Origin of the sequence: Leifsonia aquatica H1aii (assembly GCF_000633535.1) — a bacterium.
Lineage (GTDB): Bacteria > Actinomycetota > Actinomycetes > Actinomycetales > Microbacteriaceae > Leifsonia > Leifsonia aquatica_A.
The window spans coordinates 1-16,635 of sequence record NZ_AYMR01000032.1 but is presented as its reverse complement, the minus strand read 5'-3'; the positions used below and the strand labels follow the sequence as shown (position 1 = coordinate 16,635).

At 66.0% G+C, this 16,635-nt stretch carries 10 protein-coding genes; 5 read left to right on the top strand and 5 right to left on the bottom strand.

Annotated elements, in window-relative coordinates; translation table 11 throughout:
* Positions 1 to 38 precede the first annotated feature (38 nt).
* Genes U870_RS0120015 through U870_RS0120005 form a run of 3 tightly spaced genes read left to right on the top strand, consistent with a single transcriptional unit; the run spans position 39 to position 3,359 of the window.
* A complete protein-coding gene (locus U870_RS0120015; RefSeq protein WP_025159141.1) occupies positions 39 to 899 on the top strand; it encodes a branched-chain amino acid ABC transporter permease in 861 nt (286 codons plus the stop codon).
* The gene (locus tag U870_RS0120010; RefSeq protein WP_025159140.1) at positions 886 to 2,670 is read left to right on the top strand and encodes an ATP-binding cassette domain-containing protein; all 1,785 of its coding nucleotides are present in this window, start codon (positions 886 to 888) and stop codon (positions 2,668 to 2,670) included. The genes U870_RS0120015 and U870_RS0120010 overlap by 14 nt, the downstream gene beginning before the upstream one ends.
* Positions 2,667 to 3,359, top strand: coding sequence for an ABC transporter ATP-binding protein (locus U870_RS0120005; RefSeq protein ID WP_025159139.1), 693 nt, complete (start codon positions 2,667 to 2,669; stop codon positions 3,357 to 3,359). The genes U870_RS0120010 and U870_RS0120005 overlap by 4 nt, the downstream gene beginning before the upstream one ends.
* Positions 3,360 to 3,420: 61 nt before the next feature.
* Here U870_RS0120005 and U870_RS0120000 read toward each other — a convergent pair whose 3' ends face one another.
* From U870_RS0120000 to U870_RS0119980, 5 genes are all read right to left on the bottom strand, one after another.
* A complete protein-coding gene (locus tag U870_RS0120000) occupies positions 3,421 to 4,233 on the bottom strand; it encodes an SDR family NAD(P)-dependent oxidoreductase (protein WP_025159138.1) in 813 nt (270 codons plus the stop codon).
* Between the two features lie 41 nt (positions 4,234 to 4,274).
* The gene (locus U870_RS0119995) at positions 4,275 to 5,018 is read right to left on the bottom strand and encodes an SDR family NAD(P)-dependent oxidoreductase (protein ID WP_240183764.1); all 744 of its coding nucleotides are present in this window, start codon (positions 5,016 to 5,018) and stop codon (positions 4,275 to 4,277) included.
* 34 nt (positions 5,019 to 5,052) lie between these two features.
* Positions 5,053 to 6,579 (bottom strand): GMC family oxidoreductase, encoded by a 1,527-nt coding sequence (locus U870_RS0119990; RefSeq protein ID WP_025159136.1) that lies wholly within the window; start codon positions 6,577 to 6,579, stop codon positions 5,053 to 5,055.
* 144 nt (positions 6,580 to 6,723) lie between these two features.
* Entirely contained in the window at positions 6,724 to 7,137 is a 414-nt protein-coding gene (locus U870_RS0119985; RefSeq protein ID WP_025159135.1) for a hypothetical protein, read from the bottom strand.
* A gap of 88 nt (positions 7,138 to 7,225) precedes the next feature.
* Positions 7,226 to 8,047, bottom strand: a complete 822-nt coding sequence (locus U870_RS0119980) for a hypothetical protein (RefSeq protein ID WP_025159134.1) — start codon at positions 8,045 to 8,047, stop codon at positions 7,226 to 7,228.
* Between the two features lie 1,225 nt (positions 8,048 to 9,272).
* On the opposite strand from U870_RS0119980, the gene U870_RS24490 reads away from it, so the two are divergent.
* Together U870_RS24490 and U870_RS24710 are read left to right on the top strand one after the other, a co-directional pair.
* A complete protein-coding gene (locus U870_RS24490) occupies positions 9,273 to 16,397 on the top strand; it encodes an RHS repeat-associated core domain-containing protein (protein ID WP_162819205.1) in 7,125 nt (2,374 codons plus the stop codon).
* Positions 16,391 to 16,635, top strand: a 245-nt coding sequence (locus tag U870_RS24710; RefSeq protein ID WP_052357859.1) for a hypothetical protein, incomplete at its 3' end; no start/stop codon positions are given. The genes U870_RS24490 and U870_RS24710, both read left to right, overlap by 7 nt.

Here is a 16,635-nt window from a genome sequence, read left to right as displayed (position 1 = left end):
AGGCCCCTCACCGTGAAGAAGCGAAACGGAGCATCCCGATGCTGCAGGGCGCGCTAGCCGGCCTGGCCGCGGGCGGACTGTACGCGGTCCTCGCCGTCTGCCTGACCCTGATGTCGCGCCTGGTTCGGGTCGTCAACTTCTCCCAGGCCGCGACCGGCATGTTCGGCGGCTTCGTCGCGGTCTGGCTGGTCAGCCAGGCGGGCTGGCCGATCTGGGTCGCCTCGATCGTGGGCATCCTGATCGGCGCGGGCCTCAGCGCCCTCATCGGCCTGATCATCGCGACCTGGCTCTCGGAAGCCGACATCACCACCCGCTCCGCCGTCACCGTCGGCCCCCTGCTGCTGCTGATCTCGCTGTCGTTCATCCTCTTCGGCAACAAGCCGCAGCCGTTCAGCCCGATCATCGCCGGGCCCGCCTTCACCGTCGGCGGGGTGGTCATCAGCCAGGTGACGGTGGCGACCGTCTCCCTGGCCGTGGTGGTGGCCGTCGCCTGCCGGCTCGTGCTCACGCGCACGTCCATCGGAACGAAGCTGCGGGCCCTCTCCGAGCGCCCGACCACCGCGGAGCTGATCGGCATCCCGTCGAAGCCGTTGAGCGTCGCGGTCTGGGCCGTCACGGGCGTGATCAGCGCCCTGGTGATCATCATCGTCGCCCCGTCGCAGTCCAACGACGCGACGAGCCTCTCGATGCTCATCGTCCCGGCGTCGGCCGCGGCCCTGCTCGGGGCCTTCCGACGGCTGGACCTCGCCGTCGTCGGCGGTCTCGCCCTCGGCCTGCTCAGCGGTCTGGTTGCGCAGATCGACCAGGTGTCGCTGATCCGCAACTTCCTGCCGTTCCTCTTCATCGTCGGATTCCTGCTGTGGATGCAGCGCAAGGAGGTGTGGGATGCGGCGCGTTAGCAGCACCCCCGCGGCGCGGATCGCGTTCCCGCTGGTCGTCGGCGTCGTCGGCATCCTCGCCGGATACGTTCTCAGCGTCACCCTGTCGGGCTACTTCGTCTTCCTGGCGGTGAGCGCCGTGGTCGCGGCCATCGCCATCCTGGGCCTCGGCATCGTGACCGGCAGCGCCGGGATGATCGCCCTCTGCCAGCTGATCTTCGCGGCGGTGGGGGCCTGGATCGTCTCGCTGCTCAACACCCTGGACGCGCCCGGCGGATTCATCGTCTGGCTGCTGCTCGGCGGCGCCGCCGCGGGCCTCGTCGGTGTGCTGGTCGGCCTGCCGGCACTGCGGCTGCGCGGGGTGAACCTCGCCGTCGTGACCCTCGGCTTCGCCGCGGCGGCCGACGTCACCCTGGTGCAGATCCAGTTCCCCGGCTCGACGGACGGCATCTCGGTGCTGCGGCCCGACCCCTTCAGCGACGACCGGTCGTACTTCTTCTTCAGCGTCGTGGTGCTCGCGATCTGCGGGGTCGTGATCTACTTCCTGCAGAACGGGCGATGGGGCAGCAGCTGGAAGTCCGTGGCCTTCTCGGAGCGCGGCACCGCCTCGGTCGGCGCCAGCGTCCGCAGCTCCAAGCTGACCGCCTTCGCGGTGAGCGCGACCCTCGGCGGCATCAGCGGCGGGTTGATCGCCGGACAGGTGGGGTTGCCGTTCGCGAGCAGCTTCACGCCGATCCAGTCGCTCGCCCTCTACGTGCTGGCGGTGATGTCGGGCGCCTACCTGATCGACATGGCGATCTTCGGCGGAATCGTGTGGGTGGCCGTGCCCGAACTGCTCAAGCGCTGGGGCATCCCGCAGGACTGGGCGTTCGTGATCTTCGGTGTGCTCGGAGTGCAGGCGCTGACCAGCGGATCGAACCTGGGGCAGGGCATCCGGAACGCGTGGTGGAAGCGGCAGGCTGCGCGCACCACTGCCGTCACCACGGCCGCCCCGGACGCTGCGGAAGCCGTGGAGGCCGGCCCGACCGAGGTGGAATCGCCGCGGGAGGCTCCGCCATCGACCGCCGGACCGGCCGCACCGCGCACCCCCGTGCTCGTGGTCGAGGACCTGGGCGTCGCCTTCGGCCAGGTCCGGGCACTGAACGGCGTGAGCCTGGTGGTCCCCGAGAACACCATCCTGGGGCTGATCGGCCCCAACGGCGCAGGCAAGTCGACCTTCGTCGACGCGGTGACGGGCTTCCTGCCGCAGCACACCGGCACGGTCAGCCTGGATGGGCGTGTCCTGAACGGCTTGTCGGCCACCCGCCGCGCGCGGCTCGGACTGCGACGCACCTTCCAGCAGGACCGGGTGCCGCCCACCCTCACCGTCGAGGCGTACGTGCGCTTCGTCGCGCGCCGCCGACTCACCAGAGCCGAGATCGACGACACGCTGGCCTTCTTCGGCTGCCCCACCGCCCGCACACGGTTGCAGAGCGTGGACGTCGGCACCCGGCGCATCGTGGAGGTCGCGGCCAATGTGCTGTCGCGTCCGCGCATCCTCATCCTCGACGAGCCCGCCGCCGGCCTCTCGCACGAGGAGCACGTCGCTCTCGGCCGCCGCCTGCGCGACGCACCGACGCGGTTCGGGATGTCGATCGTGCTGATCGAGCACGACCTCGACCTGGTCCGCTCGGTCTGCTCGGAGCTCACGGTGCTCGACTTCGGCGAGGTGCTGGCGAACGGACCGCAGGCCGACGTGCTCGCCGACCGCGCCGTGATGAAGGCCTACATGGGTGAGACGGAGATGCTGTGAACGCCCTCGAACTGCAGAACGTCACCGTCAGCCGGGGCGCCGGGCCGGTCATCAGCGATGTCAGCCTGCGCGTGGAGCCCGGGCGGATCACCGCTCTGGTCGGCCCGAACGGGGCCGGCAAGACCAGCCTGCTCGAGTCGGTCTCGGGCGTGGTGACGGCCAGCGGCGGCAGCATCCTGGTAGACGGCGAGCCCATCGGCCGGCTGTCCCGCGTGCAGCGCGCTCGCCGTGGGATCGTGCACATCGAGCAGGGCCGGGCCATCTTCCCGTCGTTGACCGTGCAGGAGAACATCCGGTTGACGGCCGGCTCGGCGGACGGCGTGGACGCGGCCCTGGCCCGCTTCCCCGAGCTGGAGAAGCGCCGTAGCAGTGCGTCGGGCCTGCTCTCCGGCGGCGAGCAGCAGATGGTCGTGCTGGCCCGGGCGTTCGCGTCGCAGCCGCGGTTCCTGCTGATCGACGAGATGTCGCTGGGGCTCGCCCCCGTCGTGTTCATGCGGCTGCTGCCGATGATCGCGCAGTTCGCGGAGTCGGGTGTCGGCGTGCTGCTCGTCGAGCAGTTCACCCACCTGGCCCTCGGCGTCGCGACGGACGCGCTCGTCGTGGCCGGAGGCCGGGTGACCTTCCAGGGCGACGCCGCCACACTGCAGTCCTCGCCCGAGGTGCTGCACCGCGCCTACCTCGGCGGCTGAGCGGCCGAGGCGATCGAGAGCGCAGGAGGCCGGGCCTCCCGCGCTCTCGGCGTGCGACCCGCTACAGCCCGGCGCGCGCCAACGGGATGGTCGGCACGTCGACGATGTGCGCGCCGCCATCGACGACGATCGTCGCGCCGGTGATGTAGGACGACTCCGCCGAGCCGAGGAAGCGGATCACCGCTGCGATCTCCTCCGGTTGGGCGGGCCGGCCGAGCGGCACGTCGGCGGTCACCAGATCGTAGCCCTGCTCGGGGCCGTCGAGCCCTGCCTGCCGTGCGAACTCCTCCATCTCGGCATCCGCCATCGGAGTCTGCACCCAGCCGGGGCACACCGCGTTCACCCGCACCCCGGAACGTCCGTAGTCGCGAGCCAGCGAGCGGGTGAGCCCGATGAGGGCGTGCTTGCCGACCGTGTACCCCGCGACGGACGGCCCGGCGAAGAGCCCGGCCAGCGAGGACACGATCACGATCCGGCCGCGGGTCGCGATCAGGTGCGGCAGTGCGGCGCGCGCCAGCACGAACGCGGTGGTCGTATTGGTGCGGAACGACAGCTCCCACGCGTCGTCGTCGGTGTCGGCCACCGTCGCCAGGCCGTGGCCGCCGGCGTTGGCGACGACGACATCGATGCGACCGAACTCGGCGACGACGCGGGAGATCGCGGCCTCCATCTCCTCGCGCACGCTCGCGTCGGCGACCACCGCCAGGGCGCCGGTCTCGGCAGCGAGGGCGTCGAGGGGCTCCTTCCGGCGGCCGACCACCACGACATGCGCGCCCCCCGCGGCGTAGCGGCGGGCGGTCGCGGCTCCGATGCCGGTTCCGCCTCCGGTGATGAGGACGACGTCGCGGTCGGCGGATGATCCGATGGGGGCCATGGGGCCTGCTTTCTGTCGAGGGTGGGGCGCGGCGGGCGGGCTCAGGCGGGGAACGACGAACGGGCGAGATAGCCGAAGTCGGAGACGAGAGCGTGACCGTTGATCGGCCGGGAGGCCGGCGACGCGAGATAGGCGACATGCCGGGCCACATCATCCGGGGACTGCACCGGGAAGCCGAGTGCGGCGAGGCCTCCCGCCTCCACCTGGAGGTCGGCGCGGGCCATCGGGGTGTCCACGACGGACGGGCAGACACAGTTGACGCGGATGCCGTCCTGCGCGAGATCGACGGAGAGAGCGCGGGTGAGCTGCAGCAGCGCCCCCTTGGATGCGTTGTACGGCACCATCCCCGGCGCGGCCACGAAGCTCGAATCGGAGGCGAGGAGCACGATGGCGGGCGTGGCCGCCGCCCTCAGGTGCCGGACCGCGTGCTTGACCGAGAGGAACGCGCCGGTCGCGTTGACGGCCAGCACCGCGTTCCACTCCGCGACCGCGATCTCCTCGATGCCGCGCCCGAACGGTCCGGAGACGCCCGCGCAGCAGACCACCGCGTCCAGGGCGCCGAAGCGCTCGGCCACGGCGTCGATCGCGGTGCGCAGCGCATCCTCGTCGGTGACGTCGGCCTCGACGAACAGCGCGCCGGGGCCGAGCCGGGCCGCCAGCGCCTCGCCGGCCTCCCGATCGCGGTCGAGGAGTCCGACGCGGGCGCCCTCGGCATGCAGCGCTCGCGCGCAGGCGTCGCCGATGCCGGAGGCCGCGCCGGTCACGATCGCGACCGAGGACGTCAACCCGAGGTCCATCAGGCCCGCCCGCTCCCGGCCGTCATTCGCCGGCGAGGATGAACGCGGCGGCTCGCTCGCCGATCAGGACCGCCGGGGCGTTCGTGTTCCCCGTGGTGATGGTCGGCATGATCGACGCGTCGGCGACCCGCACGCCGTCCACGCCGTGCACGCGGAGCCGGGGAGTGACGACCGCACGGTCGTCGACGCCCATCGCGCAGGTGCCGACCTGGTGGTGGTAGGTCACCGCCGTCGACCGGACGTAGTCCTCCAGCCCGTCGTCGCCGATCTCCGCGCCGGGGTGGACCTCGGTCGCGCCCCACGCGGCGAGGGCCGGTCGCGCGCCGATCCGGCGGCACTGGCGCACGGAGGCGACCAGCGAGGCCAGATCGTCCGGGTGGCCGAGGGCGTCCAGGTCGATCAGGATCGGGTCGTGCGCGCCGGGGCCGGAGAGCGTGACGCTCCCGCGGGCCTTCGGCGAGACGATCCCTGCCATCAGGGAGAAGCCGTCATCGGGTCCGGTCATGCCGTCCTGATACATCGGCACGCTGAAGTGGATGGGCTGGGTGTCCGGCCGGTCGAGCGCGGGATCGCTGCGCCAGAAGAGGTGCGACTGCGTCACCGAGACGCCTTCGCGCGGCGCACCGACCTCCCGCTCGGTGCCGAAGATCACGGGGGAGAGCAGGTGGTCGTGCAGGTTCTTGCCCACCCCGGGCAGGTCGATCAGGGGGTCGATGCCGACCGCGGTCAGCTCGTCCGCCGGCCCGATCCCGGAGCGGAGCAGGATGCGCGGCGAGTCCAGGGCCCCGGCGCAGAGCACCACCTCGTCCGCGCGCAGCTGCTCCACCCGCCCGTCCTGCTCGAACTCCACACCGACCACGCGCGGGGTCCCCTCCCCGGTCTCGATCAGGAGGCGGTGCACCCAGCAGCCGACCCGCACGTCCACGCGATCGCGGACCGGCTTGAGGTAGGCGAGGTAGGTGTTCAGCCGGTGACCGTCGCGCACCGTGATCTGCTCCTGCGATACGCCGTCGAGGTGGTCACCGTTGTAGTCGGGGTTGTGCTCGAGTCCTTCCTCGACCGCCGCCGCGACGATGGACTCCTGGATGGGGTCGAGGGGGTAGTCGTCCGTGACGTCCAGCAGACCCTCGACGCCGTGCAGCGCGGAGGCGCCTCCCGCGAAGCGCTCGATCGCCCGGTACATGGGGAGCACGTCGCTCCACGCCCAGCCGTCATTGCCGAGAGCGGCCCAGTCGTCGTAGTCCGCGGGTGCGCAGCGCACCCAGATCATCGCGTTGAGCGCGTGCGACCCGCCGAGCACCTTGCCGCGGGGCAGATGCAGGCGCCGGCCGGCCGCGTGCGGCTGCGGGACGGTGAAGTAGTCCCAGTCGTCCGGGCTGTGCCACAGCTCGCCCATCCGGCTCGGGTCGTGGATGGCCGGGTTGCGGTCCTCGCCGCCGGCCTCGAGCACGGTGACGTCGTGTCCCGCGTCGGCGAGTCTCCGCGCCACGACCGAGCCGGCCGAGCCTGCGCCGATCACGATCGTCCGGGGCGCGTTCGATCCATCCATCGCGGTTCCTCTCCACAGCCCACTCCGTCGGGGTGATCCGAGCGTCGCATGCCGCGTGCCGGCCGGGAACGCTCGCTGCGCGACCCTTCCTGCACGGTCAAGAGACGTGCCGCGGGCGTCAAGGGCGGAGCGGAACCGCGGAGCTCAGCGCCCGACCGCGCTCCGAAGCGCCCGCGCCACCCGCTCCTGTTCCGTCGCGCCCAGCTTCGCGACCGCGAAGCCGACCGGCCAGAGGTCGCCGTCGTCCAGCTCGGCCGCCGGCTGGAACTCGATCGTCGCGTACCGCATCTTGAACTTCGACGCCGGCTTGAAGGCCACGACCGTCTTACCCGCGGCATCCGCGTAGGCAGGGATCCCGTACCAGGTCTTCGCGGACAGGTCCGTGTTCTCGGCGACGAGCCGGTGGAACACCTCCGCGAGCTGCTTGTCCGTCCCGGTGAGCGCCGCGATCGCGTCGTCGCACGCCGCGGCCGCTTCGGCCCCGGCCTCCGCCGCCTTCTTCTCCGCGACGGCCGCCTTCATCGCGGCCTTCTCCTCTGCACTGAATGTGGGTGCCATGGTGAGTCCTTCCTCGTCGATCTCGGGACCAACCTACGACCGCTCTCGAACGGGTACTTCTCCAAAACTGCCCGATCGTCGGGACCGGTCAGCGACGGCTCGGGTCCAGGTTGACCCCGATACCCGTCTTCAGCTGCGGGTCGGGGGAGCCCATCAGCAGTTCCGGGTTCAGCCACACCAATTGCGTCTCGGAGATGCCGAACCGTCGGGAGACCTGGTAGATCGTGTCGTCCGTGCTCGGAACGTAGTAGGCAGGGGTTCCGCCGTCCAGGACGGTCCGGCCGCGCGCGTTCGTCTCGGTCCCCCGGTCGGCGACCTTCAGCGCGGGATAGGCGGACGGAAGCGTCCAGGTGAGTTCCGCCACCGCCAGCAGCCGAGCGTCGCCGGACGGGCTCTCTTCGAGTGAGTGCAGGAACGTCGGGTCACCGGCGGAGGGCGAGTCGAGCGGCATCAGGAAGACCAGCTCACCACCGGTGTCGGCGGCCTTCGGTTTGGGGACGAGACCGAATGCGTCCTCAGCCTGGATGTTCTCCGCGCCGCCGTCGTGCCGCTTGCCGGTCATCACGAGATCGAGCACGGTCAGGTCGACCGTGGCGGGATCGTCCGGGCGGATATGCACCTCGACACCGTGGTCGGCGCCCACGACGACGCGCACGGCGCCGGTGAGCGGGTGCTCCGAGGCGGGTCCGGGGATCGGTTCGTGATCGACGACCCGGAGCTCGCCCGTCCCGATGGTCTGACCGGCGACCAGGAGGTTCGGGAGCTGCTGCTCGATCGAGACCGGATCCGGAGCAGGCGACGTGGGCGTCGGGCGCGCGGGAGGACCGGCCGGAGAGCACCCCGACACCAGCCCCATCACACCCACGACGACCAAGGCCGCAGCGCAGCGACCAACCCCCCAACGGATCATGGCCAGACACTAGCAAGCCGATCGGCCGTGTGGCGGGTTCTGCCCGGCGGATGCTGCTGAAGATCCTCACACGTCCCGGACGACCGGCGGGCAAACGAAGACCCCCGCATCCTCATCGGACCGAGGGTTTCACGTGGGGGCGGCTCCGCCGGCATCGATCCGGCGGTGAGCCACTGGTCGCGCGAGGGGTTGCTCCGGGCGCGGTGAAGCGCAGCGCGCCCATGCGGGTGAGGTTCCTTCTGCTGCACCAGGTGGTCGAATTCGCCGATCGTGCGAGGTTGACTGTCGCCGTGCAGGAGCTGGTACTCGGCGTCCATCAGGCCAGCGCCCCGGTCATCGGGGGTGACGTCGGCGAACGCGCCGAAGAGCGTAGTGTCGCCCCCGAAGTACCGGCAGCCGGAAACGAGCAGCAGTTCGGCGTAGTGAGTGGGTTGGCCAGGTGGGGGCGGTGTACTCGAACGAGCTGCCCGCCAGAGTGCGGCCGCCCATGAAGGAGGCAGGCGGCGAGCCCACGAGTACCGGCGCGCCAGGCCCCTCATCGAGGTAGACATCGAAACAAGCTCCGATGTTGCGCCGCAAGCGGTGTCGGCGCTGAGTTGGTGCTCCGCCGGAACGGCGCGCCGGAAGATTCCAGCGACCGCGCGTCCCGGCTCAGGTTAACACTCAGCACTGCGCTGAACCGGCTGCATCGAACCAGACAATTCTGCGTTAACCCCTGAATAAACGAGCCTGCTTTCACGGTGAGGTGATTAGAAAAAGAAAGCTAGTTCTCAGCTAAGGGGGAAGTGTGGGCTCACGACGCAAAAGTCGCATTGTCACGGTTGTAGTGGCTTGCGCGGTAGTCGGTTCTCTCATGCAGCCGATTGCGGCCATGGCGTCCGAACCACATCAAACGGATTGGACACCAGCGAAGGGTTGGTTCCCTGAGCTCGAGCGGACCCAGGCAGGCGTTCCCAACCCCCTGGAACAGCGCACGCCTCTGCCCCCTGAGGCGCCTCCTACAAGCACTGAGGTCGACGAGGTGGCGGCCCGAGTCAACGCCGAGCGCGCCGCTCTTGGATCTGCTGCAAAACAGGAAGAGCTGCGCTCAATCACCCCACCTGTGTTGGTTCCCTCCAACGAGTCACCTCAACCGGCAGTGGTGTCGGGCTCCAGCGGGAGTGACGCGCCGGAGCCCGCGTCGCCCCTTCGAGGGGATCAACACAGCGCAATGAGCCTGGCCAGCATGGACAGCCTTGTCTCCCCTGATGGGCAATGGGGGGCTCGTATGGCCGCGTTCGCAGATGTCACGCCTGTCCAGAACAACCGGGACGGTTTCTATGACTACCTGCTCGAGAATTTGGGAACCCGGACAATTCCGGCAGGTTCCTCGCTTTCGTACGACCTCTTCACCGGGCAGGCGCAACCGTCGACTCTCCCTGTCGCGACGAGCGCGATCACTTCACCCATCGCGCCGGGAGCTCGAGCACAGGTGCGCGTACGCGTTGCACCTTTGCCACCGGGAACGTGGACCCTCGCCTGGAGTGTCTCGGTCCCCGGCGTGGGGAAGCTCATCAACGTTGGCGTCCGCGCGGAGAATGCCCATCTTGAAGTCGTGAACCGTGCGCCTTCAATCCAGCTCGCGTCTCCCGGCACAGGAGCGACGCTCTCGGGCACCACGCCGACCCTTTTCGTCAATTCGACAGACCCAGATGACTGGCCAGGAGGTGCACTGGTCTACCGTTTCAAGGTTTGCGAAGACCTCGCCTTGACCACAAACTGCATCGAGTCGGGACCGCAATCCGCCTGGTGGCAAGTACCAGCTCCTGGGCTCAGATGGGGCGGCCACTATTACTGGACGGCGAGTGTGTCTGACGGAAACGCGACCACCTACGCAGCGACCGGCCCAAACGCAACACCTGACTTCTTCATCGTTGTCCCCGGTGCCGCAGATTGGCGTGAGGTCGGTGCGGGCCACGGTGAAAGCTCTGTTGGAGGTCTCATCCTCCCCTACGGCATATTCACGAGCCAAGCGCACGACCTCTCGGTCGCTGGTGCGAACACACCCCTCACGATTGACCGCTACTTCTCGACCGGCGCCGACGAAACTGAAGGTGCGTTCGGTCGAGGTTGGATGTCCGTCTTCGATGCCAAGCTCGATCGCATCTCGGGAAACTCAGTCGTCGTGGTGACGCATCCAGACGGGCGCCAAGAGGCTTTCGGCAGAAACCGGGACGGCACGTGGGCCGGCCGCGGTGACCTCGGCTCAACGACTCGCATCTCTGTCGGAGCGGACGGCGCATTCGAGATCTCCGAGTCCACGGGCATCAAAGAACGCTTCAGTTCGAACGGCGAACTCCAACGAATCACCTTCCCTGGCTCAACATGGGAGTTCACTCGCGCCAACGGCGACATTACGAAGATCACTCAGACCCCATCCGGGCGCTCCATCAGTGTTTCCTGGGTTACTGACACCAACACCTGCGCCACCGCACCAAAGAGCACGCGACGACATATCAGAGCGGTCAGTCTAGGCGGCGGAGGAAACACCTGGATCTACGACTACGAATGCTCTCGACTGTCGACAGTGACGAATCCGCAAGGAGACATCACTCACTACTCCACCAGCGGAAGATCGTTTGCTGCCACCAACCACTATGGCGATCCACTCCCAGGTGTCCGCGACATCACGATCGGTTCGTGGGACGGTAACCATCGCACAAGAACCGCAACGCTCACCGAGCCGGGTTCGGTCGACCGTGTTGTCACCATGATCGACGGAGACGGAAGTGCGTCCTATCTCAACGGTTACAACTATTACGGCGGAGACGTCGCCTATTACTGCGAATATCGGACTATAGCCAATGGCCGGGAATCGTGCCTCACAAGCCAAACACGGCTCTTCTTCGACGACCACGATCGATTGAGGATCAAACAGCGGTCGTTGCCGAACACGCCGACCACACCGGCGAACTCGCGATTCTGGGACTACAACGCGTTGGGACAGCTCAACGAATTCGTCGACGAGAACAGCAATGCAACACAGTTCGGATACGACCCCGCAGGCAATCTGGTCAGCACCTGGACTTCACGCGATCCGCAAACCCAGTTGACATCACAATCGAAACTACGCGCACCGACTCAAGCGGATCCGTCGTATCGTTCCGCCGGGCTGACGATCGGCGCATCCACGGGAACGATTTTCGATGCACCGAACATGTACAGCTATGACGACGCCGGCCATCTAACACGCCGACAAGGCTTGCCCACTGCCGGCGCTCCAGCTGGCGAAGTCATCGACTACTTCTATACAAACAGCCAAACCGTCGCTGTCGACCCACTCTCCGGTGCGGCCTCGCCTGGAATCGCCGCTCCACCTGGACTCCTCCGAGCAGTAACTACTTTGGGAGGCGTCTCCGACTATCGCTACGCAAGTAACGGGGACCTCATTACTTTCGACGAAGTGGGCCACGGCAGAATCAAACGAAAATATGACGCTCGTTCGGGAGCCATCCTTGAAGAAACATCTACTGGAACGGGAACCGGCGACGCCACCATCACCTACACGCGCGACAGCCTCGGACGGGTAGTCGGAGAGTTTCACCCGTGCGTAAAGAACACAGTGACCAACCGCACCACCCGCAAACAAGCCGCGCGAACCTACGACCGCGCTGGACACCTCACGCAAGTGCAAGAGCGCGCAATCGACTGCGCAACGCTCGAACAAGCGGAGCCTGACCGGATTAGTCGATTCGAGTACGACAGCGCAGGTAGGGTCACAAAGCAAATTTCGCCCGCAGGTGCCGCAACGGCGTATACCTACAGTGCTGCCAACCCAACACTCGTCAGCAGCGTCCTCGATCCGCGCGGGAAGCGAACCGACTTCACATACTCTCTCTTAACAGGCGAAGTCACCCGCGTGGAGACTGACATCGAGGTGCTCGGCGTAGCTCAACGAATCGTTGAGCACACCTATCAATGGGATCTCGCTGGTCGCATGACAGCTGAGGCCGATGCTAACGGGCGGGTCACCCGATACAGCTACACCAACGACAACCTGCTTCGCCGTGTTGTGCGCGAAGGCGTGACTCAACCTGACGGGCCACAGCGTGATGTCGAAATGTGGAGAGGCTCCTACGACGCGCGCAATCTGCTCACCTCGGAGGTGCGAGGCGGAAGCCGTCGTACCGACTTCACGTACGATGCCGAGGGCCGTCTGGAAACTACGATTGTCGACCCGCAGGGGGTCAATCGGAAGACGACGATCAAGCGCGACGTCGTCGGACGGACCGTTGGATCGGTTGTAGCCGATGGTGTCCGAACAGAATCTCAAGAGATCGAAGTCGACGAGGCCGGGAATCCGATTCGCGTCTCCACTAGTACGGGCACTTCCTCGATCGTCACGGCATACCAGCGAGATCAAAACGAGCTCATCGTGGCGACCCTCGATCCAGTGAGCATCGGCACGCCCAAAGAACTTGCTGGAACCAGCCACATCACTTACGACCTGCTCGGCCGACAAGTCCAGATCGAGGGCGTCGAGGTAACCGTCGACGCACCAGCTGCGCCCGACTACACCGGCCTAACCCAGGCGCCTGCCCGCGACCGCACGGTGTTCGGCTACAACGCGTTCGGTGAGGTCACCGAGACGAAGGATGCCCTGGGCCGGCTCACCAAGATCACCTATGACGTTGCAGGCAACCCGGTCAAGACGTCTCTTCCGACATACGGTCCGCCCGGAGGGGCCGCGATCAACCCGGAGATCACTCGCACGTACTCTGTCAGCGGAGACTTGGTCGAGGAAACAGATGCCCGCGGCGCCACCACGAGTTACACCTACGACATCCAAGGACACCTTGTTCGGACCGACGGACAAGAGCTCGACGGGCGCCATCAATCAGTCGTCCTCGGCTACGCACCTAACGGCGACCTCTGGTCCATCACTGACGACCGTGGTGCAACGGAATCCTTCAACCGAGACGAGCTCGGCCGAGTCTTGCGCGACACCAAAACCCAACTCGAGGACTCGTGCTGCATCGATGGCGCCGTCCACCTGATGACCTATTGGGCCTACGACGACGCAGGAAACATTACTGACGAATGGCTCAACGGCAACAATGGTCGAAACGGGGCCCATTCACGCTTTGAGTACAACAGCGTCGGGGAGATGACTCGCCGTTATCCGGCCGGGATTTCCGGAGCCGAGACCTTTGCATATGACGCGCGCGGCCGAATGATTCGCTCTACTCGACCAAATGGAGAAGCGATCGAGCACATCTTCGACGGCGCCGGCAGGGAGATCGAAACAGACACCATCGGATCCGACAGCACCCGCCACATCACGACCAATTCGTATGACGCCGCGGGCCGCCCACTCAACACCACGTCGCCAAACGGCGGGCAAGTCACCCGAACATACGATCTTGCCGGGAGAGTGACCTCCCTGGCGCAAAAGGCCACGTCGGCATTCACGCATATCACGACCATGGGGTACGACGTCGTCGGTAACCGGGTGCGAATCTCGGATCCGGCAAACTTCGCAACCTGGGCGACGTACAACACTTGGAACAAAGTCGAGCGATTCATCGAGCCAAAAACCACCGGTGCCATCGCCCTAGAGGATCGTACGTGGACAACAATCTACGATCTCGGCGGACTTGCCACGAAAACCGTTGAACCCGGCGGCGTCACCCAGACAAACACGATCAACCTGCTGGGCAGAGTCGTGAAAACGACCGCCGTCGACCCGGCCAACACGGCCGCCAACGTTGAACGACAGTTCAGCTACAGCAATGCAGGCGACCTCACCAAAATCTCGACCCCGCTAGGCGACCAGGCCTACACCTGGGGATCCCGAGCACAGCTACTCACCTCTCGCGGACCTCTGGGCAACACGAATTACTCCTACGACGACAACATGAGGCTCGGCACCGTCACTGACCTCGACCACAGCAACGGCGGCATTCCCAGACGAATCACTCACTCATTTGATGCCACTGGGCGTGAGATCGCGGTAGAGGCGGGTGGCGATCGGCTGGTCAGAGACTACGAGCCCGCCACCGGACGGCTAGCGACCGAGACGTATCGGACCGGATCAACGGTAAATGGATCGGTTGCGCACGCCTATGACGCGTTCGGCCATCTTGCACAAGACACCGTGACCGACGGCGCCGGCAGCCAGAAATCGAAAACCGACTACACCTACGACTCCGTTGGCAACTTGGTCAGCAAGGTCGTCAACGCAGCTGGCACCACTGACGGGGGAACCTATACCTACGACCTAGCTTCCCGTCTCACGTCCTGGCAGCCGAATGCACCTCCCGGACAAGCAGCCCCGGCCCGCACCACCTACACCTGGGGCAGCGTCGGCAACCTGATCAAGTCTTCCGACGGATCGACGACGAAGTCTTGGACCTACGACGCACGAAACCGTTTGACCCAGCTTCAAACAACAAACTCACAAGGCACGACTTCCGAGGCAATCACCTCAAACGCGCGCGGAGACATCACTGCCATCGGCGACAGGACGCTGAAGTACGACGCGCTGGATCAGCTCATCACCGATGGCGGGTCGACCTACAGCTATGACGCCCTTGGACGGCTCATCGGAACCGGCGCAACGTCCTTTCAATTTGACGGACTAGCCAAAGACCCGATCTCTGTCTCGAACGGCAACGTCACAACGGAGCTCCTCACTCGATTCGCGAACGGAGAAGTCGCTCTCTCGGAGAACGTACCCACCAATGCACGCGGCCTTGTCCTAGCCAACAGCCACGACGACACCGTCGGACAGCTCACCAACACTGGCCAACTCAGCGCACGAAACGCCTTCACACCATTCGGTACCCCTACGGACGACAGCGACATCCGCAGCTCACCCCGCACCACCTCCTTCGGATTCCAAGGAGACTGGACCGACCCGACAACCGGTGCTGTGAACATGGGCGCCCGCTGGTACCAGCCCTCGCTTGGAACGTTCCTCACCCGCGACACAGTCGACCTTCCAATACAAGGCTCGACATCGACCAACCGCTATCTCTACGCCAACGCCAACCCTGTCTCCGCGAACGACCCCTCAGGCCACTGCGTGAACGTCCCCCAAACGTGCCCAGCACCGGGGCAGAAGGTTTACACCCTCCCGGGCATCACATCAAATCAATACGACGGTGTCGGCCTCGACATGACGGCGTACAACAACTACCTCGATGCCAGGCAAGCGCTTGCTCCTGGCACGCTGGCCTTGGCTGATGCAGCGACCGAAGGACGACTAGCAAGTCTGAGCGCCCGCCTTGCGGCGCGAGCCGTGGGCTTCGAGATCCCCGGCATCAACGTGCTGCTGACAATTCTCAGTGTTGTCGACATCGTCGCCACCATCAGCGAAGCCGCACGAACCGACGACGGAGGAGGCGGGCCGAGGAACAATGACGCCGAGCCGGGTCCGGCAGCCAAAGGGATAAAGCTCACTCCTTACGACGCGAATCTCTTTTCCTTCCTCAAGCCGACAGGATCATCGCAAACGATCACGATTGCGAACGGCATCAAGACCACCACAACGAGCTATTTCGCTGACCAACTATTCGGCGGAATCTCCGTCCGCGCTGACGGCACGATCAGATTCATCAGCAGCGTCCTCAAGCACATCTTGATCGGCTGGGAGAGCTTCACTGAGCGGCTTGTCGACCCCACCCGCGGCGGAATCAAGATTCAACAGAAGACCCAGAACGGTTCGTACCTGCCCCCGAACCAGCCGACCACGGCGGGCGGATCCTGTGGGATCGGCGGAACCCTCAGCTCATGCCTCTCGCCATCGCGAGGCGATTCACCCTGCACAGGTGTAACAGCGAGGACCGGGTTGTGCCTGCCCGAAGCGCCCACCGGAGGAGCGCCACGAGGAGCGGTCCCTCCTAGTTCGCAGCCTGGCCAACCGCCCGTCAGATTCGACCCGACTCCGCGCGTTGACATTCCAACCGCGCCGTCGAGCGAATCCTCCGGCGGTGGTTCCGGGGGAGGCAAGAAGCCGCCGGTGGGAGGTTTGCCTCCGTGCATGCCCGACGCCCCCGACGGATCGTACTCGGACGGTCCGAACTGGTGGCGCGACATACAAACGCTCCAACGCCATGTGGACGACCACGCTCACCAATTCGGCTTCGTGACGGCTGACCAGTACACCCTTGCAGCGAACCAGTTCCTCATGCGCGCCATTAGCCAGAACCTCCCAGCAAAAGTCGACAGCAGCGGGAACGTACGAATCTACGACTACAACACGAGAGAATTCGGTACATACAGTGACGACGGGAGCACCCGCACATACTTTCCGACAAGCGACGAGAACTACTTGGATGACCAGAAGGGTGAACCCTGCACATGGTGAAGCACGGTGACGACAGCTACGTGTGCTTTGCGTGCGGGTTCGATGACTTCCGCGAGCCGACGCGCATCCAGTTCGCCGGAGGCCTGTACCAAACGTGTCACAGCTGTGGGTACGAGGAGGGCTTCACGGACGACCATGAGATGTTCAGCTTCGCCCATTGGCGTGACCTCTGGGTTCTGGGCGGGTCGCCGTGGAGTGGATCGATACGACAACCCGATGACTGGGACCCGACCCGGCA